Source organism: Candidatus Electronema sp. JM, from assembly GCF_048287415.1.
GTDB lineage: Bacteria > Desulfobacterota > Desulfobulbia > Desulfobulbales > Desulfobulbaceae > Electronema.
Genome location: NZ_JBLWEN010000010.1, coordinates 1 through 21,114 on the forward strand (window position 1 = coordinate 1; position 21,114 = coordinate 21,114).

At 52.1% G+C, this 21,114-nt stretch carries 22 protein-coding genes and 1 other RNA gene; 14 read left to right on the top strand and 9 right to left on the bottom strand.

Going from position 1 to position 21,114, the window contains the following annotated elements:
* Positions 1–470: 470 nt before the first annotated feature.
* Together ACNKH6_RS02290 and ACNKH6_RS02295 are read right to left on the bottom strand one after the other, a co-directional pair.
* The gene (locus tag ACNKH6_RS02290; RefSeq protein WP_417913928.1) at positions 471–707 is read right to left on the bottom strand and encodes a hypothetical protein; all 237 of its coding nucleotides are present in this window, start codon (positions 705–707) and stop codon (positions 471–473) included.
* A gap of 187 nt (positions 708–894) precedes the next feature.
* Positions 895–1,164, bottom strand: coding sequence for a hypothetical protein (locus ACNKH6_RS02295; protein WP_417913929.1), 270 nt, complete (start codon positions 1,162–1,164; stop codon positions 895–897).
* Positions 1,165–1,514: 350 nt separating this feature from the next.
* On the opposite strand from ACNKH6_RS02295, the gene ACNKH6_RS02300 reads away from it, so the two are divergent.
* The gene (locus ACNKH6_RS02300) at positions 1,515–2,546 is read left to right on the top strand and encodes an AraC family transcriptional regulator ligand-binding domain-containing protein (RefSeq protein WP_417913930.1); all 1,032 of its coding nucleotides are present in this window, start codon (positions 1,515–1,517) and stop codon (positions 2,544–2,546) included.
* Between the two features lie 52 nt (positions 2,547–2,598).
* Here ACNKH6_RS02300 and ACNKH6_RS02305 read toward each other — a convergent pair whose 3' ends face one another.
* The 3 genes from ACNKH6_RS02305 to cbiM all read right to left on the bottom strand — a co-directional run bounded on the left by ACNKH6_RS02305 (position 2,599) and on the right by cbiM (position 4,711).
* Entirely contained in the window at positions 2,599–3,375 is a 777-nt protein-coding gene (locus ACNKH6_RS02305; RefSeq protein WP_417913931.1) for a DUF4198 domain-containing protein, read from the bottom strand.
* A gap of 65 nt (positions 3,376–3,440) precedes the next feature.
* The gene (locus tag ACNKH6_RS02310; RefSeq protein WP_417913932.1) at positions 3,441–4,109 is read right to left on the bottom strand and encodes a hypothetical protein; all 669 of its coding nucleotides are present in this window, start codon (positions 4,107–4,109) and stop codon (positions 3,441–3,443) included.
* The gene (gene cbiM / locus ACNKH6_RS02315; RefSeq protein WP_417913933.1) at positions 4,106–4,711 is read right to left on the bottom strand and encodes a cobalt transporter CbiM; all 606 of its coding nucleotides are present in this window, start codon (positions 4,709–4,711) and stop codon (positions 4,106–4,108) included. Before cbiM ends, ACNKH6_RS02310 begins: the two co-directional genes overlap by 4 nt.
* A gap of 259 nt (positions 4,712–4,970) precedes the next feature.
* On the opposite strand from cbiM, the gene ACNKH6_RS02320 reads away from it, so the two are divergent.
* From ACNKH6_RS02320 to ssrA, 7 genes are all read left to right on the top strand, one after another.
* Positions 4,971–6,569 carry a hypothetical protein gene (locus tag ACNKH6_RS02320; protein WP_417913934.1) on the top strand — a complete coding sequence of 533 codons (1,599 nt, stop codon included), beginning with the start codon at positions 4,971–4,973 and terminating at the stop codon, positions 6,567–6,569.
* A gap of 27 nt (positions 6,570–6,596) precedes the next feature.
* Positions 6,597–7,559, top strand: coding sequence for a bifunctional N-acetylglucosamine-1-phosphate uridyltransferase/glucosamine-1-phosphate acetyltransferase (locus tag ACNKH6_RS02325; protein WP_417913935.1), 963 nt, complete (start codon positions 6,597–6,599; stop codon positions 7,557–7,559).
* 167 nt (positions 7,560–7,726) lie between these two features.
* The gene (locus ACNKH6_RS02330; protein WP_417913936.1) at positions 7,727–7,999 is read left to right on the top strand and encodes a DUF4160 domain-containing protein; all 273 of its coding nucleotides are present in this window, start codon (positions 7,727–7,729) and stop codon (positions 7,997–7,999) included.
* Positions 7,996–8,244, top strand: coding sequence for a DUF2442 domain-containing protein (locus tag ACNKH6_RS02335; RefSeq protein ID WP_417913937.1), 249 nt, complete (start codon positions 7,996–7,998; stop codon positions 8,242–8,244). The genes ACNKH6_RS02330 and ACNKH6_RS02335 overlap by 4 nt, the downstream gene beginning before the upstream one ends.
* Before the next feature lie 15 nt (positions 8,245–8,259).
* Positions 8,260–8,961 (top strand): 2-phosphosulfolactate phosphatase, encoded by a 702-nt coding sequence (locus ACNKH6_RS02340; protein ID WP_417913938.1) that lies wholly within the window; start codon positions 8,260–8,262, stop codon positions 8,959–8,961.
* On the top strand, positions 8,958–9,407 hold the full coding sequence (gene smpB, locus ACNKH6_RS02345; RefSeq protein ID WP_417913939.1) for an SsrA-binding protein SmpB: 450 nt from the start codon (positions 8,958–8,960) through the stop codon (positions 9,405–9,407). Before ACNKH6_RS02340 ends, smpB begins: the two co-directional genes overlap by 4 nt.
* A 6-nt stretch (positions 9,408–9,413) precedes the next feature.
* Positions 9,414–9,773: a transfer-messenger RNA gene (ssrA, locus tag ACNKH6_RS02350) on the top strand.
* A gap of 56 nt (positions 9,774–9,829) precedes the next feature.
* On the opposite strand, the gene ACNKH6_RS02355 is transcribed toward ssrA, so the two are convergent.
* On the bottom strand, positions 9,830–10,393 hold the full coding sequence (locus tag ACNKH6_RS02355) for a DUF2301 domain-containing membrane protein (protein ID WP_417913940.1): 564 nt from the start codon (positions 10,391–10,393) through the stop codon (positions 9,830–9,832).
* Positions 10,394–10,582: 189 nt separating this feature from the next.
* On the opposite strand from ACNKH6_RS02355, the gene rsmG reads away from it, so the two are divergent.
* The 6 genes from rsmG (at position 10,583) to plsY (ending at position 16,191) form a co-directional block, all read left to right on the top strand.
* Positions 10,583–11,245 (top strand): 16S rRNA (guanine(527)-N(7))-methyltransferase RsmG, encoded by a 663-nt coding sequence (rsmG, locus tag ACNKH6_RS02360; protein WP_417913941.1) that lies wholly within the window; start codon positions 10,583–10,585, stop codon positions 11,243–11,245.
* Between the two features lie 85 nt (positions 11,246–11,330).
* Positions 11,331–12,407, top strand: coding sequence for a 3-isopropylmalate dehydrogenase (leuB, locus tag ACNKH6_RS02365; RefSeq protein ID WP_417913942.1), 1,077 nt, complete (start codon positions 11,331–11,333; stop codon positions 12,405–12,407).
* 100 nt (positions 12,408–12,507) lie between these two features.
* Positions 12,508–13,443 (top strand): magnesium transporter CorA family protein, encoded by a 936-nt coding sequence (locus ACNKH6_RS02370; RefSeq protein WP_417913975.1) that lies wholly within the window; start codon positions 12,508–12,510, stop codon positions 13,441–13,443.
* A gap of 14 nt (positions 13,444–13,457) precedes the next feature.
* Positions 13,458–14,378 (top strand): ribose-phosphate diphosphokinase, encoded by a 921-nt coding sequence (gene prs, locus ACNKH6_RS02375; RefSeq protein WP_417913943.1) that lies wholly within the window; start codon positions 13,458–13,460, stop codon positions 14,376–14,378.
* Positions 14,379–14,427: 49 nt separating this feature from the next.
* Complete coding sequence (asd, locus tag ACNKH6_RS02380; RefSeq protein ID WP_417913944.1) at positions 14,428–15,546, top strand: aspartate-semialdehyde dehydrogenase; 1,119 nt, start codon at positions 14,428–14,430, stop codon at positions 15,544–15,546.
* Between the two features lie 18 nt (positions 15,547–15,564).
* Positions 15,565–16,191, top strand: coding sequence for a glycerol-3-phosphate 1-O-acyltransferase PlsY (plsY, locus tag ACNKH6_RS02385; RefSeq protein WP_417913945.1), 627 nt, complete (start codon positions 15,565–15,567; stop codon positions 16,189–16,191).
* Here plsY and ACNKH6_RS02390 read toward each other — a convergent pair.
* Genes ACNKH6_RS02390 through ACNKH6_RS02400 form a run of 3 tightly spaced genes read right to left on the bottom strand, consistent with a single transcriptional unit; the run spans position 16,183 to position 21,051 of the window.
* The gene (locus ACNKH6_RS02390) at positions 16,183–17,835 is read right to left on the bottom strand and encodes an ArnT family glycosyltransferase (protein ID WP_417913946.1); all 1,653 of its coding nucleotides are present in this window, start codon (positions 17,833–17,835) and stop codon (positions 16,183–16,185) included. The two genes, plsY and ACNKH6_RS02390, sit on opposite strands and share 9 nt — an antisense overlap.
* Positions 17,832–19,010, bottom strand: a complete 1,179-nt coding sequence (locus ACNKH6_RS02395) for a vitamin K epoxide reductase family protein (protein ID WP_417913947.1) — start codon at positions 19,008–19,010, stop codon at positions 17,832–17,834. The genes ACNKH6_RS02390 and ACNKH6_RS02395 overlap by 4 nt, the downstream gene beginning before the upstream one ends.
* On the bottom strand, positions 18,985–21,051 hold the full coding sequence (locus ACNKH6_RS02400) for a tetratricopeptide repeat protein (protein WP_417913948.1): 2,067 nt from the start codon (positions 21,049–21,051) through the stop codon (positions 18,985–18,987). Before ACNKH6_RS02400 ends, ACNKH6_RS02395 begins: the two co-directional genes overlap by 26 nt.
* Positions 21,052–21,114 lie beyond the last annotated feature (63 nt).

Sequence of the window (21,114 nt, forward strand, 5' to 3'; positions counted from 1 at the left end):
CAAAGATTTCCAGCACATATTCATGCTGTCACCTCGCATGGTTTTGAATTGAAGGTTTTTCTTTTTATCTTGGCTTACGGTATTGAAAAAACAATGTTATAGGTCACAACTTGGGTTATCATATAGGAGTATCGTGATGAACATGCCCGTAGATTCGACTACGATTTAAACATGATTTGCGAAGACCTGCGCAGTCGGCACGCCCAGAATGTGGATCGGCTGAAACAGATAAGAACAGCCAACAAGACTGATGCGCTGGATGCTTGTCCGCAGCACCGGCATTGAGGTCATCGGCGCGTACATGGGGAGGGGAAGGCGATTATTCCTCCGGCCCCCCCCCCGGCTCTGCCGGGGGACTCCCAAAGTTTAACAGTTCCGCGAAGATAGCTTTTGAAAATGTGGCTAATGTTCTGCAACGTTGCAGTTTTTTCAGCATATTTGAAATGCCTTCAAGACTTAGATGAGCTGTTTTAAACGATTGCGGTCAGCCCCCCCTTGAGGGGGCCGCAATCATAAAGCCACCGGCTTTGCCGGTGGATAATTACTGGAGAATTGCTGCAAACAGCGTATTTATTCCTCCTTGCTTTTTCTGCAATTGTAAATTTGCTTTCACCTTCAGCTTTTTTGAAAAAAAAGACTTCAACAGACAATCCTGTCATCGCAATTAATTCATTGGGTTTTTCAAAAAGTTCCGTGTAGTTTGTCATTTTTATGTTCTCTTCGTCTGTTTGCCTTTTTGGCCTTAAATTTTGAATTTACAAATTAAAACAACAAGTAACATAAATTTTAAAATATTGCAACCTGAAATTCGACATAGTGCCTATTGCTTAGGCGCAGGCGCGATCCGCACCTCATGATCAAGCGTGACATAAGATTTATCCAGCAGACGCACTGTCACATCTTCCGCATCTTTCGGTACAGCAACAAAAAGACCGTCTTTTGGTACAGCAGGGGCACCTTCCGTTTCAATTGCGCTTGTTTTCGGCACTTCACTTTTTGGAAATCGCCAACCACACCTTCCCACGCGCCGCGCACTGAGTAGCGCACAGTCAGAACTGTCCTTTCTTCCGCATTGTCGGTTCTTAGTGATTTGGACACCTCCATTGCTGGTGAGGCATCGACCTCTGCGGAATCAAAAAATCTGATCCATTTCTTCGCATTCATAGTTTTTCTCCTTGACTTTAAAAAGTCATTTTGGTTAACTTCGTGCATTCATGTTCGGCATGGAGCCGAAAATCATTTTTTTGTTTCATGCTGAAGGCATTTTTAATGCTACATGATTATTTATTGATGATTATAAATAATCAATAACAATTTGTTTATATCCTGACGCATCACAAAACGGAACTTTCGCATCATGGTTATTTTTGAACCAGCATGTTTTCAGGTTCCTGTCATCAGTGCTGTCTCATGATAAACCATGAGCTGTAGTTTGTTCATGTCCTGACGCGGCAGAAAACGGAACTTCCACGTCAGATGCAATTTTTCTGTCCAATTTTTTTGAGGTTCGTCTCATGTCCTCCTCTCCTGAAATCCCCCCGCAGCACCGCATTCTCAGCAGCATGGGCAATGTGGCCGTGTTTTACGCCGCTTACGCCGGTCTGTCCGTGGAACGTGTCAGTACTGAGACCGGCGTTCCGCCTTCGATGTTGATGAATCCTGACACGTATTTGCCGGAAGCATTTTTTGAGAAATTTTTCAAACTGCTTGCAGACTCGTTTCCCAGCAGAAACGTGGCGTTGGAGTTGGCGCAGATCGCGCCGCTCTCCTATCTCGGCGCGCCGGGCAGGCTGCTGCGCTGCGCCCCGGATCTGCGTTCCATGCTGGAGCTGTTTTCCCGGCACTGCGACTTAATCGCCGACCGGCTGGAGATGGAGGTGGTGAGCTGGGGAAAAGCAGAGACTGTGCTGCGCACCCATCAGCCGCTGAGTTTTCACGACGGCGGCATGAGCGCGGAAATCGGTTTGGGCATGGGCACGCGCATCGCCCAAGAATGCTTCGGGGAAAAATCCCTGCTGCGGGCGCAGTTCCGCCATCAGGCGGTCGGGCCGCAGGGGGCATATGAGGAATTTTTCAAGGCGCCGGTTTCCTTCGGAGCGCAGTTCAACGCCTTGATTTTTGACAGCAGAATTTTAGACGTGCCCAGCCGGGCGTGGCGGGTGGAGAACAAGGAGGTGCTGGAGCTGCGCTTGAAAGGCCTGCGGCAGGATATTGTTCCGGCCAGCAGCGGTGATGAGGTTGCGGCAATCCGTCAAGCAGTGATGCGGAACGCGCTGAAGGGGGATTATTCCGCCTCCGGGCTGGCGCGGAGCATGGGCATGAGCTTGAGCAGTCTGCAACGGCGGCTGCATGAGGCAGGCACCAGCGCCAGCAGGCTGATTGACGAAGCCCGGCATGTCAACGCCTTAGGCCTGCTGGCGGACAGCAGCCTCAGCGTGGACGAAGCGGCCTTCCGGCTTGGCTTTGAGAGTGAGCGCGGCTTCCGCAAGGCCTTCCGGCGTTGGTGCGGCAAAAGCCCGGCTGCGGCAAGAAAGGAAATGGCCTGACTGCCGCCGCACTCTGCGGCAGCAGTCAGGATTATTGCAAGAGCAGGCGGGATTATTTGCTCTTATAGGAATCCAAATAGGTCCACAGCACTGCGCCCAGCTCAACGCCTTTGTCTTCTTTGCCGTCTGGTCCCTTCAGCTTGTAATCAGCTTTGTTCAGGGCGGCGAAGCCCCACCAGCCCGGCTGCGGACAGGCGAAGGTGAAGACACCGTTCCCATCCGCCTTGACCACTTGCGAAACGTGGTAGTCGCTGGGGGCTGCAAATTTGCCGTCTTTGTTATACAGCTCTACTTCGACTTCTGCATCAGGCACCGGCTTGCCGTTGAGCAGCACTTTGCCGGTGAAGCTGTTGCCAGCGTAATTGCCAAAAGGCCGGGTCAGCGGCACAATCTCTGTGGCCAAGCCAAGCGGCTCGTCCCAGCCTTGGTCATCGCCAAAGGCCGCAACCAAGGTTTTGGTGTAATGAATAATATAGATGTCCTCGGCTGGCTCCCAGTACGGAGTCGGCTCCATGCCAAAGCCGTAAACCCCCGGTTTTTTGATCGCCACATCCGCAGTCCACGCCTGATGATCGAGCACTTTGGCTTCCTTCAGTTCTGGCAGCAGGTCAGTTTTTTCCCCGCCCCGCACCATGAAGAATTGCTTCGGCTTGACCATGTCCATGCCTTTTTGCTCAAAAGGATGGATGAAGGAAATCTCCAGCTGAACGTTTTTTTTAGCTGGAGTGACGATGTTCTCTGAAGGAATGACAGTTCCGAAATGCGCCAAGGCCTCTCCGGTCAGCAGGGCGAGGAGGGCGGCGGTCATGGCAGCGGCTTTGATCTGCATTTATTGCTCCTTGTTGAAAAAAATGAAATGAAAATAGGCATCCAGTTTGCAGGATGCCTGCGTATTCAGGACTGTTTTTTACTCCGGCGGCTTTGTCCCCAAGCAGCCATTCCGGCCAAACCGACGATCCAGCCGATGCCGCCGAGAATGTCGCGCAAGGTCGGCTCCTGATTCTGGCTTTCAGCCAGAGCCTTGCGCACCGGCGACAGCCCTTTGCTCACCTCCTCCGCAACAACCCGGCGCAGCAGCTCCTCGCTGACCGCAGCAGAAGATGATGATGACGGCGCGGCGGCCTGTTGAGCAGTCTGACTTGCGGGCGCGGCAGGTTCTGTCTGAGTTTGGGCAGGCTCAGATTTGGCAGCAGGAACTGCAACAGCATCGCCTGCAGGAGCATACTCTGCCGCCTTTAAGAGCCATTCGCCGCGATGCCCTTCTCCGGCATTGGCGACCAGCAGCAGATCAGGCCGCGCTTTCACAACTTGGTCTGGCAGAGAGACGCGAAATTCGCCTTTTTCATCGCAAACCGTTGTTGCCAGCACGGCATTGTCCGCCGCATTCTGCACCTCAATAGTGACGTTTTTGGCTAATCTGCCGCCGTTGAATTTGACTTCGCCGAGCAGCGTGCTGCCTTCGGGCCAGGCAAAAATGCTGATTTTATGCGCCTGCGCCGAAAAAGCCGGAAGAAGGAGCAGCGCGGCCAGCAGCGGAATGAGCAATACGTGTTTTTTCATCATGATGCGGTCTTGACCTGAAGAATTTCCGGCTGCACTTTGGCGATGAATGCGACGGTGAACATGGTGACGCAGCCTTCGATCACCATGATCGGCATGTTGGCGATAATGAGCATTTTTGCGGCGGCGGCGAAGCCCTCATTAGAGAAATCCAGAACTGCGGCAGTCAGCAGGGCGGAGAACAGGATGGCCAAAAATCCTGCGGCGAACGCGGCGGGCATGCGGGTGCCTGGTTGCTCCATCCAGCGGCGGACGAGATAATGGCAGAAGACGGCGGGCGTGGCCATCGTCACGGTGTTTGCGCCCAGCACTGTCAGGCCGCCGAATTGAAAAAAGACCGCTTGGAGAAACAGGCCGACCAAGATGGCCGGAAAGCAGCCCCAGCCCAGCACCAAGCCGAGCAGCCCGGTCAGCACTAAATGCACGGATGCCGGGCCGATGGGAACATGAACAAGGCTGGCGACGAAAAAGGCCGCCGAAAGCAGGGCGGCGGGCATGACGTTTTCCTGCTCAATTCGCCGCAGGCCGATGATGGTGCCGCCAACGGCCAACACACCGCTGCCGATAAGCACCGGGGCGGAAAGCACCCCTTCTGAAATGTGCATTCTTGTCTCCGTCTCCTCGTCGAAGTAATATGAGATACAGATTGATAATACTGATTACTCCTCATCTCTACCGCAACGTGGGAGACCTGTCAAGCGGGTTTTGCGTTTTTTTGCGCCGCATTCAGCTGGCGGCTGGCTGCAAGCCGGACAAGACTTCCCTCTTGATGCGCTGCGACTTGATATGGTATAACAAACCGTTGCAAACGCCCGCGCCTTCAGCGGCGGATAATGACAGGCCCATTTTTTGATCACAAATCGCATGAACATCAAACCAGCGTTCGCTGCTCTCTTGCAGCCAACAGCAAACGCCGCAGAAAATAAAAATATCAGTATTGAAAATGTGGCAATTTTCTTATGGATTATTGCTGTATTTGCTTCAATGTGGACACATGAATTGTGGCGCGATGAGACACGGGAATTTTTAATAGCAACGGAAACAAATAGTTTTAAAGAATATTTTGATTTTGCAAAATATGATGGCCATCCATTGCTTTGGCGGACCATCTTGATGGTTCTGCATTGGTTGATTCCGCATCAGCTTGTCCTTGCAACAGGAAGTTTTATTGTCGGCCTTACTTTTGTTTTTATTTTTGTTAAATATTCGTCATTTCCTCTGCTTTTTAGAGTGTTGTTTATTTTTGGCATAGTCCCGTTTTCGGTTAACACAGTTGACGCACGAGATTATGGGGTCAGCATGTTGCTTTTTTTCATTTTGGCCGCATGTTATCCACAGTCTAAGCGACATCCTGTCCTGATGGGCGTGCTGCTTTTTCTTCAGGCGAATAGCAACCTGTATGGGATGTATCTTTCTGGCCTCTTTCTCGCCTGCTGGATCGCCGATTCTGGCATTACTCTTCTAAAGGAAGATAAGCGGTACATCATGGCGGCGGCAATAGCCCTGGCAGGAATTGCCATCTCGTACTACAGCACAAGATTTGACGCTGAGTCGGTATTCATTAAGCCGGAAAAATTTGCAAGTATTGATTACTGGAAGGCTGCTGCAAAGGCTCTGCGACATCCTGGCGAATATATTTGGTATATATTCAATGTTCCACCACTTGTTCGTGATATTTTTGTTATTGGACTTATCATCGGGCTGTTTGTTATCAGTCCATATTTTGGCATAACGCTCTGGGTTGCAGTCACATTTTTTAACTTTGTCGGCGCAGCATTTATCTATCCACAAACTCGGCATCAGGGGGTGCTGTATGGATTTATCATTGCGCTCTACTGGATTGCTTTATCAGATATTCTGAGCAAGAAAAAACAGGGTGTATTCAATGATGCGTCGATAGTATTTTTTTTCATTCTTTATATTTTTTTGATGCCATTCCTTATTCACGAGATAAAAATTAATAATGATATTGTGATACAAGAAGCTGAGGTTGAAAAAAGCACAGCCTTGGCTGCTGGAAATTATTTACGCACCAACTCGCAGCTTGAACAGGCTATTATCATCGGCACACCAGATTATACGCTTGAGCCAATAGCTTTTTATTCCGGCAACCGAATGTATCTTGTGCAAGAAGAGGTATTCAGGGATTTTGTTAATTTCTCAAGAAAATTTGAGAAAACGCATAGTTTAATGCAGCTTCTTAATGCGGCAAAGAAAATCAATGCGGAAAGAAAGGTGCCTGTGATTATTATTATTGGCTATTTTGGCCTGAAAGAAGGGATCACGATCCCTACAATTTACAGAGGAAATTTTAATATTAAAGAAGTTGATACATTTAAAGCAGAAACGGTTAAATTAGCTGAATTCAACCGTTCGCTTGGCGATGAAAATTACCAGCTCTTTCTTTATTTACCGAAAGATGAGCTTGAAGCGTACAAGAAAAAATATATGGAGCTGCGGTAACGTCACAGCTCCAGCAACGATATTGCTATGAACTCTTCAAATAGTACTGCTGTTGTTCTTGCTGCTGGCAAAGGCACCCGGATGAAATCCGGCAAAGCTAAGGTGCTGCACGAGCTTTTTTTCAAGCCGATGCTGCATCATGTGCTGGATGCTGTCGCTGCCGCCGGAATTGCCCAGACCGCTGTTATTGTCGGGCATCAGCGCGAAGACGTGCTGGCCACTTTGCACGGATATGCAATCACGCCGGTCATTCAAACGGAGCAGCTTGGCACCGGCCACGCGGCGCTCTGCGCGGAAACGGCCTGCGTTGCTGCCGCCTCGGTGATGATACTCTGCGGCGACACCCCGCTGATCCGCCCGGAAACCTTGCAGGCTATGTTCCGGCAGCATCAAGAAAAAGGCGCGGTGCTCACCTTGATGACCACGGAGCTGGAGCAGCCCTTTGGCTACGGCAGAATCATCAGCGATGCCAGCGGTCATGTGCTGCGGATCGTTGAGCAGAAGGACGCGGACGAGGCGCAGCGGGCAGTGCGGGAGATCAATGCCGGGATTTATCTGGCGGAAAAAGATTTTCTTTTCAACGCGCTGCAACAGGTTGGCACCAACAACAGCCAAGGCGAGGTATATTTGACCGACATTGTCGGCATTGCTGTGCAGGCAGGCAGGCGCGTGGAAAAATTCGCGCATAATCCAGCGATTGACGTGCTGGGCGTGAATTCGCGGGTGGAACTGGCGCAAGCCCATGCCGAGCTGCAATTGCGCCGCAACCGGGAGCTGATGCTGGCCGGAGTGACGATTTATTCGCCGGAAACCGTGCTGGTCGCGCCGGAAAGCAGCATCGGCCAAGATGCGGTTATTCATGCTGGAGTGCAGATCAGCGGGCAATGCCAAATCGGCGCAGGCGCGGTGATCGGTGCGCACAGCGTTCTGCATGACTGCGTTGTCGCGGCAGGCGAACAGGTGCCGCCGCTGACGTGCCGGATGGGCTGAGATTGAGATAGCGTGCTTTAAGCAGAGCGGCAAGGCCAAAGTGATTTCCGTGGATGAATCCAAGGCGATTAAGGAGGTTTCAGCGGAGATATTAGACTGCTAACCGACCAATCCGACGCAGTATTTTGCCATTCTGCTCTTCCTGCTCGTGGCCAAGAGAAATAATTGTGCCGACCATCTCACTGTTCTACGGAATTCTTATTCGGATGTTCTTCCGTGATGTTGAAAAGCACCATGTTCCGCACATTCACGCAGAATACCAAGGACAGGTTGCCGTGTATTCAATACCTGACGGAGCGTTGCTCGCAGGCAGCTTGCCGTCAAGCAAACACAAGCTGGTTGTTGCTTGGATTGAAATCCATCAGGAAGATTTGCTGGCAGATTGGGAATTAGCGGTAAACGGCAAGAAACCATTCCCTATCAAAGGTCTTGATCAATGAGAATACAGGAAATTCATCCCAACCCTGATCGTACCTTGCTCGTTATCGCCGAGGATGGCCGGATTGGTCTTTTTGACGTTACGCCGTATCTGCACGATGAAGCATTTGCCGAATTGCAGAATGAATCAGCTTTTATGCAGATATTCAATGGAAAATATTTTATAGAATGGAACTGCGGTGCTGATTTATCCGCAGATACCATTGAAGCGCGTTGGAAACTGCAACAAAAGTACCCAGCTAACTAACGCAGCGAAGCGAACATGAAAATTCTCAAAACAGATTTCATCGCCGGAGCGCGTGCGGCGGAAGGCATCGCAGTGATTATTGATGTTTTTCGCGCCTTTTCCACCGCCTGCTATTGCCTGAATGCCGGAGCACAGCGGATTGTGCCGGTCAGCGGGATTGATGAAGCCTTAGCGTTGAAGGAGCAGCTTGCTGGTGCTGTGCTGGTCGGCGAGCGCGGCGGCAAAAAGCTGGATGGCTTTGATTTTGGTAATTCGCCGACCGAGCTGCTTCATGCTGATTTGCGGGGCAAACCGGTGATTCAGACCACGCACGCTGGCACGCAGGGCGTGGTCAACGCGGCGCAGGCGGACGAGGTGCTGACCGGCGCGTTTGTCAACGCCAAGGCCACAGCCCGGCATATTCTCAGCAAAAAGCCTGCGGTCGTGACGTTGGTCAGGATGGGCTGGCAGGCGGAAACGCCCACGGACGAAGACAACCTTTGCGCCGAGTATTTGGAAAGCCTGCTGCTCGGACGCAATTTCGCCGAAGATGCAATTGCGCCGCGCCTGAAGGCATCGCCCTGCTCGGCGCGTTTTTTTGACCCAGCAAAGCCGTGGAGTCCAAGCACAGACTTTGACCTCTGCCTGCGCCTGAACTGCTTTGATTTCGCTGTCGCCGCTGAAAGAGCGGAAGACGGCCTGCTTTCGCTGCGCATACCACGAAAGGAACTGCCATGAAGATCGTTTGTAATAACAAGAAAGCCTTTCACGATTATCATATTGATAAAACGATGGAGGCTGGAATCATCCTGAACGGGGCGGAAGTGAAGTCGCTCCGGGCAGGCAAAGCCAATCTGCAAGACGGCTATGCCGGGATAAAAAACGGCGAGGTGTACTTGTACAACATGCACATTTCGCCCTACACCTTCTGCACCACATCCGCCGCTGATCCGCTGCGCGTGCGCAAGCTGCTGCTGCACCGGCAGGAAATTCGCAAGCTCATCGGCAAGCTGAACGAAAAAGGGGTTGCGCTTATCCCGCTGAAGATATATTTTATAGACAAGGGTAAGGCGAAGGTGGAGCTTGGCCTTGCTCGCGGCAAAAAACTTCACGACAAGCGGGAAGCCTTGAAAGAGCATCAGGCGACCCGTGAAATGCAGCGTGCGCTGCGGCATAACGAATGAATATTCGGGGGTGAAACGGCTTCGACGGGGATATGCAAGCTCATCGTTGCATGCCGAGCGTTCTGTCAGCTCGTAAAAAAGGCGGAATTTAAATATAATCGCAGACGATTATAACTACGCAGTAGCAGCTTAATAACCTGCTTTGCCGCTTTCCCGGTTCGCGCCCGTAAGACCGGAGCAAAGCGTCGACTCTTCGGGCTGGTCATCGGGAGCATCTGCGGCCCAGTGACGAGATAAAGCAGATCGGCCTTCAGCAATCCTCTGTTCCAAGCGAGAGCTGAAGGCGGGATCAAGCTTGGAACTAAGCATGTAGAGACGAGAGGGGAGTATTTTCGGACCCGGGTTCAACTCCCGGCACCTCCACCAGCCATTTCAGGCCCGCGACTGGCAGCAGTCAGCGGGCTTTTTCGTCTTGATTTTGCTTAAATTTTGTACATGCTCTTGTCGCCGATGTCGTAATGCAGCGGCATCCACCATTTAGCCCACACCAGCCAGCAGTACAGCAGGGCGGCAGGGGCAAGCAGCATTCCTTCGCCCGTAAAAAAGCCAGCCCAGCGCAGCAATACCGAGCCGCCCAGCAGCAGCGGCATCAAGGGCAGGCCGGGAATGCGGAAGCAGAAATATTCCTTCACAGCGAACATCGCCGCCCCTGCGTAAAAAAAGGCCAAACTGAGATTGGCGAGAGAATTAACCAAATTGGGTGCGTGCACCGGCAGGGTGAACGCCAGCGCGATGAAGCCGAGCCAGCTCATCAGCGGAAAAAACCAGCGAAAGCGGGGATCATAAAGGTGGATGTTCGCGCTGGCGGTTGCGGCGGCGGCGGCGATGAGCGGCAGATGCCATTCGCCAAGAATGCGCACGCCGGAGAGCAGCTCGGCAGACTTCAAGGCCGAGACAAGGGCGAAGAGCGAAAGGCCGCTGCGGTACAGCACCACCGTCAGGCGGTCAAGCGGCTCCATTTCCGGGGTATGTTCAGGACTAGCCATGCTGTGTTCAAGATTGAGGAAAGGAAAAACTGTTGCAGGAGAGTCTGCCATCCTACCAACCAGTCCGGCCAGCGTCAACAGTTTTTTGTTCTTGCGCCTGCGCGACGGTGATAATCAAAGAACGCAGGGATTGAATTAATTAACGTTGCGACAAGAGTCTCTATTTGAAAATTCTGTATTTGTCAATCTATGTGCGACCGCAAGCAATTTCTTCTCGGCCTTGAACGGCTTGACATCAGCATCTCCTCTGCCGCTGTTGACAAACTTTTGCTGTATTGTCAGGAATTGCAGAAATGGAACCGGAAAATCAATTTGCTCGCCCGCGAAACCACGGCGGCGGAGATGGTTGAGAAACATTTTCTCGATTCGCTGGCTTTGCTGCCCCTATTGCATAAACACGGCGGCAGTGCTGTAGGGGCGAAAAATTTTTCGTCCTTGCTGCTTGATGTCGGCAGCGGCGCGGGTTTTCCCGGATTAGTGCTGGCGGCGGCAATGCCGGAACTGCGCGTGACCCTGCTGGAGCCGCGCCAGAAACGCACCGCTTTCCTCCGCCACGTCGTCCGCACCCTCGGCTTGAGCAACGTGCAGGTGCGCGAGGAGCGGCTTGAGCCGGGCCAGCCGCTGCCGGAACAGTTCACCTTCATCACCAGCCGGGCCGTGGCCGCGCCGGAAATTTTTCTGCCGCTGATTGAGGCTGCCGCCGGGCCGGAAACCGTGGTCATTCTCATGCTGGCGGAAGAGGAGCGGCAAAGCTGGGACGCAGGCCGCTGGGAGACGGTCGAGCGGCTCAAATTCGTCTTGCCCTTCTCCGGCGATCCGCGCCTGCTGGCCGCCGTACGGAAACTGCCTTGACAGTCTTGGCAAGACATTCTTTTTCTGGTATTCTTCCGCGCAAATTCTTTCCAGCGAATTCTGACCGATAAGGACGGCGAAATATATGACGAAAAAAATAGCAGTGCTGGCCGGAGACGGCATCGGCCCGGAAGTAATGGCGGAAGCGGTGCGGGTGCTCGACACGGCTCAGAAAAAGTTTGGCTTCAGCCTGAACTATGAGTTCGCCGACGTTGGCGGCTGCGCCATCGACAACCACGGCCAAGCCCTGCCGCCGTCCACCTTGCAGCTCTGCGAGGCCAGCGACGCGATCCTTTTTGGCTCAGTAGGCGGGCCGAAATGGGAGAGTCTGCCGCCTGCGCAGCAGCCGGAGCGCGCCGCTCTCCTGCCCTTGCGCAAGCATTTTGATCTCTTCTGCAACCTGCGTCCAGCCAAAGTTTTCAAGGCATTAGCCGCCGCCTGCCCGCTTCGGGCCGACATCGCGGCGGACGGCTTTGATGTGCTGGTTGTGCGCGAGCTGACCTCGGACATCTATTTCGGCCAGCCCAAAGGCCGCGAAGGCAGCGGCCCGGATGAGTTCGCCTACGACACCATGCTGTACAAGCGGTCGGAAATTGAGCGCATCGCCCGCATGGCCTTTGAAGCGGCGCGGGGCCGCCGGAAGAAGGTGGCTTCGGTGGACAAAGCCAATGTTCTCACCACTATGGTGCTTTGGCGCGAGGTAGTGAATCAGGTCGCCGCTGACTACCCGGACGTAGAGCTGCGCCATATTTACGTGGACAACGCGGCGATGCAGCTCGTGCGCTGGCCGCAGCAGTTCGATGTCATGCTCTGCGGCAACATGTTTGGTGATATTATTTCCGACGAGGCGGCCATGCTCACCGGCTCCATCGGCATGTTGGCTTCGGCCAGCCTGAACAGCAGCGGCTTCGGCCTCTTCGAGCCTGCGGGCGGTTCAGCCCCAGACATTGCGGGCAAGGGCATCGCCAACCCGATAGCCCAGATTCTTTCCGCCGCGATGATGCTGCGTCACAGCCTTAGTCAGCCTGCGGCGGCGGACGCGATTGAGAATGCGGTGGCTAACGTGCTGGAGCAAGGCATCATGACCGCTGACATTGCCACGCCGGGCTGCAAGATTGTCGGCACAAAGGAAATGGGCGAGGCTATCACAATGGCGTTATAAGGACTGCGAGATTGCAGGCGCAGGGAAAATATTTTTCCTGCGCTGACTGGACAGCAGGTTCTGTCATCAAAAAATTGCACAAACGAGAAAGGTGACAGCGATGATTCAAGTGTTCAAATGGGTCGGGAACAGATATGCTTCTGTTGAAGAGATTGAGCAAAGCTGCTGGGTTAATATTGTCAATCCAAGCAGGCAGGAAGTAGAAAAGCTGTCAGCAGAACTGGATATTCCTTTAGATTTTTTAACAGACCCCTTAGATATAGATGAAAGGTCGCGGATTGAAACCGAAGAAGGACTGCTGCTGATAGTTCTCAGGATTCCAGATTATGATGAGAATAACTCAGAAGTGCCTTTTATCACCATTCCTGCTGGCATCATCTTAGCGAAAAATGATATTCTGATCACAATCTGTTCTTCTGATATCAATGAGCTGCTCGAATTGCATATCGGCAAGGTGAAGAGCATTCCAAGTGCCAGCAAAACAGGATTTTTTCTCCGTATTTTTCTCCGAACCGCGTTGTTGTATTTGAAATTTTTGAAAGAGATAAACCGGCGGACCGGAGAAATTGAAAAAGAACTGCAAAAATCATTGAAAAATGAGGAATTGATCCGTCTGCTTAACCTGGAGAAAAGCCTTGTATTTTTTACAACTGCGCTGAAATCCAATGAACTGATGATGGAACGGCTGCTGAAAATCAAGACACTTGGCCTGAATGAAGATGATGAGGATATGCTTGAAGATGTGATCATCGAAAACAAGCAGGCTATTGAGATGGCGAATATCTACAGCAACATTCTCAGCGGCATGATGGATGCATTTGCTTCGGTAATTTCAAACAATCTGAATGCGGTAATGAAAATTTTAACCCTGATCACCATCATTATGATGATTCCAAATCTAGTTGTCAGCTTCTATGGAATGAATATTGAAGTGCCGTTTCAGCATTCCAGATATTCATTCTTGGCTGTGCTTGGCATGTCAGTCAGCATGTCGATACTCGGCGTATTCTTCTTCCGAAAAAAACGCTGGTTCTGAGCAGAGCAAGAAAAATGACCAGACGCGAAAACATTCTTCTGCTCGCCACACAGGACACTATTCCGCTGGCCGACAAAGTCGCATCGGAACTCCAGATTGAATGGACCCCGATGGTGCGCAAGCAATTCTCCGATGGTGAAATTTATCATGCCTTTCCCCGCGATGTCTCCGGGGTGGATATGGTTATCATCTCGGCCACGCACACGGACAGTGCGCTTCAGGAGTTGCTTGACCTGATCGCGGGCGGACTGTACTGGAACGTCCGCAGCGTCAACGTGGTGATACCCTATCTCGGCTATTCGACCATGGAGCGGGCCAAGCCGGAGTCCGGCGAAATCCCCAAAGGCGTGACCCGCACCCGGCAAATATTCCGCAGCCGCCCGAAATATGTGGCCTTTGTTGATCTGCATTCCGAGGCCGTGCTGCACGCGCATTCCGGCGAGATCAAAACCCGGCATATTTGGACGGAGGAGCTGGCGGCGAAAAAAATTCGGGATATGGAACTGGGTGATTACGTCCTTGTTTCACCGGATTACGGTTTCAGCAAGCGGGTGGCGCGAGTGGCGGGCATCCTTGGCTGCCCGCACACGGCGGCGAACAAAGACCGCTACGATGTGGACAAAACCATCATCGGCCAGCTTTCCAGCGCGGTTAAAGGCAAGACCGCCATCATCTGCGACGACATGATCCGCACCGGCGGCTCGATGCTCCAGACCGCCGACCGCTGCTACGAGGCAGGCGCGACCGATGTGCTCTGCATGGCCACCCATCTGGTGCTCTCCGGCAACGCCCGCGCCAAGTTCCAAGAGCGGGGCATCCGCCGGATTATCGGCGCAGACACCTATCCCGGCACAAAAACAGATGATATACTGGAAGTGTATTCGGTGGCTCCGGTCATCGCCAAAGAGCTGATTCATTATCTGCGGATCATCTGACCCAGCCCGTCAGGGAAAAAACTCTGCACAAATTATTCAGGAACAGATTATGAAAAAAACAGGCATCATCGGGTGGCGCGGCATGGTCGGCTCGGTGCTTATGGAGCGGATGCGCGAGGAAAACGATTTTCAAAATTTCGAGCCGCTTTTTTTCTCCACCTCGCAGGCCGGGCAGGCCGGGCCGGAGATCAACGGCGCAACTTTTGAGCTGCTGGATGCTTTCAACATTGAGCTGCTGAAGGATTTGGACATCATTCTTTCCTGCCAGGGCGGCGATTACACCAAAGAAGTCTATCCCAAGCTGCGCGAGGCGGGCTGGCAGGGCTATTGGATTGACGCGGCTTCCGCCCTGCGTTTGGAGAAGGACGCGATCATCGTTCTTGATCCGGTCAACCGGGCGGTGATTGACAAAGGCCTGGCGGGCGGCATTAAAAATTATATCGGCGGCAACTGCACGGTTTCTTTGATGTTGATGGCACTCGGCGGCCTTTTTGAAAAAGGCTGGGTGGAGTGGTTGAGCACGCAGACCTATCAGGCTGCGAGCGGGGCTGGGGCGAAGAATATGCTGGAGTTGGTCAACCAGATGCGGCTGATCGGCGAAAACTGCCAGAATCTGCTTGATGACAAGGCCAACATCCTCGCCATCGACCGCAATGTGACGGAAACCATCCGCAGCCCGCGCTTCCTCACCCAGCATTTTGGCGCGCCGCTGGCGGCCAGCCTGATTCCGTGGATTGACCGGGCGATGGAAAACGGCCAGACCCGCGAGGAATGGAAGGGCATCACCGAGACCAACAAAATTTTGGGCCGGGACGAGAGCTGCCAGATTCCGGTGGACGGCTGCTGCGTGCGGGTCGGGGCGATGCGCTGCCACAGCCAGGCGCTGACCGTGAAGTTGAATCAGGACATTCCGCTGGATGAGATTGAGGCGGCGATAGTCAGCCACAACGCTTGGGTGCGGCTGGTGCCGAACACCAAGGAGGACACCCTACGCGAGCTGTCCCCGGCAGCTATTTCCGGCACCCTGACTGTGCCGATTGGCCGTCTGCGGAAGATGAATCTTGGCCCGCAGTATCTCAGTGCGTTCACGGTCGGCGACCAGCTCCTCTGGGGCGCGGCAGAGCCGGTGCGGCGGATGCTGAACATCCTGCTTGAACATTCAGCCTGAGCGCGGACGCAGCCGGTCATGAACAGCCTGCATCTCCTGCTGCCTACGGCGGCTTACCTGATCGGCTCGATTCCCTTCGGCCTGCTCCTGTCGCGGCGCAGCGGCATTGACATCCGCCAGCACGGCAGCGGCAACATCGGCGCGACCAATGTCTCCCGCTTGGTGGGCAAAAAAATCGGCCTGCTCACCTTGTTTCTCGATGCGGCGAAAGGGTTTCTGCCCATGCTGACTGCCGAACTGCTGCTCGGCGGCGATGACTCGAGCCGCGACCTGATAACCGCCCTTTGCGGCGCGGCGGCGGTGACCGGGCACATGTTTCCGGTTTTTCTTCGCTTCAAAGGCGGCAAAGGCGTGGCCACCGCGCTGGGCATTTTTCTCTATCTCGCTCCCAAAGCCCTGCTGATCAGCGTGGCTCTCTTTCTTGCCATAACTGTGCCGACCGGCTTTGTCTCTCTCGGCTCGCTTCTTGGCGCAGCCGCCATGCCGCCAAGCCTCTATTTTCTTGACGAACCAGCGTGGAAATTTTGGCTGGCCGCATTTGTCGCTTTGATGATCTGGATCAAACATCAGCAGAACATCCGGCGGCTGCTCAACGGCACGGAAAAACGTTTCAGTGAGAAAGAAAAAATTGCCTCCTCAGAATGAGGTCTGGTACAAGGTGTAATAGAGATGAGAGGCCAGCGGCTGAAAATGCCGCTGCTCCAGCTCCACCCAAAGCTGCTGGGTGCTGACCTCTTCCTGCCGCAGCTGGTTGTAGAGCAAATCCCGCCTGATCAGCAAATGGCTGAAGCCTTTTTCCTTCAGCCGCTGCCCAATCTGTTCCGCTGTCATTCCCGGCTGCTTCAGCCACGCCAGCAGGCCGTTTGCATTTCCCAAATAATCAAAGAAATGCGGCCTGTTTATGTAATATCCCCGCCAGCCCATGAAGATGCAAAGTATTTTCGCCGAATCCGGTAGCTTGCTGTTGATGTGCTGAAGAAGTGGATATTCTGGAATCTGTTTGGCAAGATATTCATCTCTGCTCAAGCGTCCGCTGATATAACTGAAGGGATCAACCTTTGCAAACTGCTGGCGGATGTAGAGACCGTTCCACGTCAGCATCAAAATTACAGGAAGCAGCCAGACGGCTGCGGCAAGGCGGCCAGTTCCGGCCAGCGTTTCCAGCCGGTGCAGGCCGTGCATGGAAAGAATGACTAAAAACGGAACCATCGGCACTAAATAGCGAATGCGCAGCACCTCGATATTAAAGGCGTAAAGGAAATACAGCAGACAGAAAGCGGCCATTGCGGCCTGCTCAAGCCGCGCTTGGCGGTTTGCTTTTTTCAGGAGCAGGAGCGCGGTCAGCGGCAGCAAAAGCAGGAAAGGATTCAGGCGGCCATCAAAATAGCGGGGATCGTCGTCCTGCGTTTCATGAAAAAAAATCCGCACCGGCAGGAGGAGCAGCTGCCAGATATTTTCGCCGTAAAGGACATAGCGAGTGGCGAACACACCGCGCACGCCGCCGCTTTTGGGCTGCTGCATCTCCTCAGCTCCGGTCTCTGCCGCCGACGGCGCATGGGCGCGGTTGAAGAAACCATTGTAGAGCGGGTACATCGGATTGCCTGTCCAGACCGTGTTTCTGATCAGCAGCGGCGAGGCAGCCAGCAACGCGGCAAAGCAGAAAAACACAGCGGCTTTTACCACGAACAATGCCGCTCCTTTTTGCTGCTCTTGACTTCTGATGAAAAGAACTGGCACCAGCACCGTCAAAATGAACAGCACCAGCAGGCCGTTGTATTTCGTGCCGATGCCTAAGCCGCAACAAAATCCTGCCAGCAGCAGATGACGCAGCCGCCGCGTCTCTAACCAGCGGAAAAGCAGCAATAAAGCGGCAGTGCTGAAAAAGACAAGGCCAAGGTCAACGTAAACGGTGATGGAAAGTTTGACAATAACCGGAATGCTGAGAAAAAAGACCGCGCCCAGCCAAGCGTAGATGCTGGGCAAGCGTTTTTGCAGATGAAAAAAAAGCAGCATGGCCGTGGCCAAGGCAAAGGCCATGTGAATATATTTTGGCAGAATGTCGCTGCCAAGCCATAAAGCCCCCATGTAGAGCAGGTCGAGATTCATGGGATAATACGAAAAGACCAGATCGGGAATCTCGTAGATGCTGCCGTGCTGGAGATAAAGCTTTGGGACTTGCAGATGGTGAATCAGGCCGTCGCGGTCAAAAGGCGGGGTGCAGGCAAGCAGAACAAGGCTGAACAGGACAAGACTCAGTGCCGCCTGCAAAAAAAGAAGCCGTCTGTTCATTTACCCGACGGCAGCTCGGCAACTTTTCTCAGAATTTCTGGTGGAATATTGCCTTGATAGATTTTTCCGTCAATCAGGAAGGCCGGGGTGCCGGTGATGCCTAATTTCATCCCCTGCCAGATGTCTCTACGCAGCAGCTCGGCAATATCAGGATGCGACAGAGCCGCAGACAGCTCATTGCGGTCGAGGCCGGTTTTATCGGCAATCTTTTGCAAAGGAATTTCCTGCACTTTGTTGCGCATCAGCGCGTAGAGCAAATCATTGGTCTGCCAGAATTTGTCCCGAAGCGCGGCGAGTATGGCTATTTTTGCCAGATCACCGGAACCTTGATGAAATGGTTCCGGCACAATAACCGAATTCACTTTATGATCTAAGGGATAATGCCGGTGAACAAAGCGGAGAGAATCAGGATGTGCGGCCAGCATTTGGCGCAGGAGCAGATACATCTTGCTGCACTGAAAGCACTGGTAGTCAGAAAACTGCTCAATGGTGATCGCAGGCTTTTCCGCGCCGATCCACGGATGACCGTCCTTGGTCAGACCATGCGGCAGATGGCTGATGTCGGCTTCTGCTGGAGAGAGCAGCCAGTAGCGCGGCATCAGGCCGTATAGGAGCAGTAAACTGACGCAAAATATTCCGGCGGCAGTGCCGTAATTGCGCAGCGCGTCTGTTTTTTGCAATGTTGTGCTGAAGCCTTCCCCACCTTTTGCAATGGCTTCTTTGCAGCGGCGTTTGCCAAGCCAGCAGGTGTAGGTTAGAAAAAACGTGATGATGTAGGTGGCTAAACAGACAAGGCAAAGTGATTTAATTTGCGTGATAGCAATGACCGCCAGCACCAGTGTGACAGCAGAGGCTATCAGCATCACAAAGAAAAATCCCTGCCAGGCGACGAGGTTACGGCGGTTTTCTGTCAGCAGGATGAACAGAAAGAACACATAGAAGAGCACGCCCCACCACGCGACTGGAATTGAAAAAAGAATCGACCACGGGCTTTGCGCGACCGTGTCGCAGTTGATGGCTTTGCTGATGGCGCAGAAGCTGCTGTAAAGCGGGTCGGTGTAGTTCTGATAGTGGCTGTGAGCGGAATAGAGGGTGACTGCAAGACCTGTCAAGGCAAGCAGCAGCGCGGCGAACCAGAGGAAAGTTTGTTTACGGAGAAGATATCTGCTGTTCATTATGATAGGCCATTTTTTTAAATTTGTCGTAAAAATATTGCCGCATATCTTCTGTTAAGATATTATAACGATCTTCTTTCAGCAGGAGGTCAATGTTTTCTTTTTTATATCCAAAAAAAATTGCACGAGTAATTTTTTCAAGAGGAACTTGATAGCCAGCCAAATAAGAAATAGCTGCTAAATTTATTTTATTCTCCAAAGATGGAAGAATTTCTTCGGCTCTTCTTAAAAAGAATAGACTGTTCTGATAGTCATGCTTTTTAAGAAAAATTATACCGGCAAGCTGCATTATCTGATGATCATCAAGCTGGCTGGCAGCATTGGCGATCATATCGAAAGCTGCATCAAATTTATTGGCTTGGTACAATGAAAGAGCTGCTAAGTACCTGTATTTAAAAGAGCCAGGATATTTATCTGTTAATTTTTTAGCGTCATCAAATGCCAGATTGTTTTGGTTTGTATGCAAAAAAATTAATATTCTGTTTGCTGTGCAATCGATATTGTACGGGTCAATATCGATGCATCTATTAAAATAGATAAGCGCATTTTCATTTTCCTGTCGGCTGTAGTGCAAAGCACCTATTAAGTTAAGAGCTACGGTGGTGGCATATTTTGGACTCGGCGCATGTTCCGCATTTGCTAAAGATAATTGAAAATATTGATAAGCTTTTTCTTTTTGTCCTTGTTTGTCATACCATTGGCCTAAATGCGCCGCCGCTCTTGCGCTTTTCGGAGCTTTCCTGATGGCATCCGTCCAGAGAGTTTCATCTGTCGCCCAAACCATGTTTCTGGTGTATGTGGCATGACCTGAGATAATTAGGAAAAGCGTGGCACAGAATACTGCGGTCGTCCGGCGGAAGGCAGGCTGCGGCGGATTGCTGCACAGAATGCGGGCGACCGCAGCTCCGACCGGAAGAAAGAGAAAAAGCGAAGGAAGATAGTTGCGATGTTCAAACACCAGCTCAAGCTGCAAAATAGTAGATTCGACCGCATGATTAAGAAAATAAAAAAGCACAGGAAAGCAGATGAGCGGATATTTCTTTAAAAGAAATATGGCACCTCCAATCAGACCAACAACAGCCGCGATGGAGGGGAGTGTCGTCCATGGAGAGAAAAGCGAAGTGGACAAAACAACATCATGCTCGAAAGACAGTCGATCAACAATGGGAAGAAATATCTGCGAAAGGTACATCAGCAGGATACGCGGCTGCGTTAAAATCCTCTGACTGAAGGTGAAGGAACGGTTGCTGTAATCATCAAGGAAACGCAGTGGATTTGACAAGCTAAAGGGAGTGAGTCCAAGTCCGTAATAGACGAAAAAAAAGGCGGCGGGCAGGATGAAAACTGAGGCAAGGACGAGGCGGACAATCTGACGTTTTGTGATTGAGTGCCTGAAAAAAGCAGCTTCAATCAAAACAAGGGAAGGCAGCAACATAATGGCGTTCTCTTTGCTGCCGAGGGCGGCGAAGAATGCTATTAACGAAAGGACGAACCAATAAAATTTTCCCTTTGCGGCGGTTCTGCCGCGCAAGTAAGAATAAATACCTGCAATGCCGAACATGGCCGCCATTGAGGCCATGCGCTGGACAATGTAAGTGACGGCCTGTGTCTGGATGGGAGCGAGTGCCCAGAAGAGTGCGCCGAGCAGGGCGGCTGTGTCAATTAGCTGCGAATTTTCCTGCTCCTGATAATGAATGCGCAGCAGCAGGCGCAGCGTCAGAAAAAGCAGCCATGCGGTCAAAATGTGAACCGCTATGTTGATCGCATGATATCCCCAAACATCGTCCTGTCCAAAATACCAATTGAGACCGAAGGTCAGGCATGGAATCGGACGGTACAGTTTTCCGCTCTCGGAAGACGTGGGGTGCGCCCGCATCGCCTGATTAATTTGCTGCAAATTAAATTTTGTTATATGTAGATTGCTGTTGAGGAGAATGTTCGGCTCATCATCAAAATGCCATGAGGATTGAAATGTATTGGAGTAAGCAAAGGAAATAAAAAAGATAACAAGTAGTATACCGATTGTTTTATTTACTTTCATTGCTATAAAATAGCAAAAGGAGCGGTCATAGTCCTGACCACTCCTTTTGTTTGAGAGTGATAA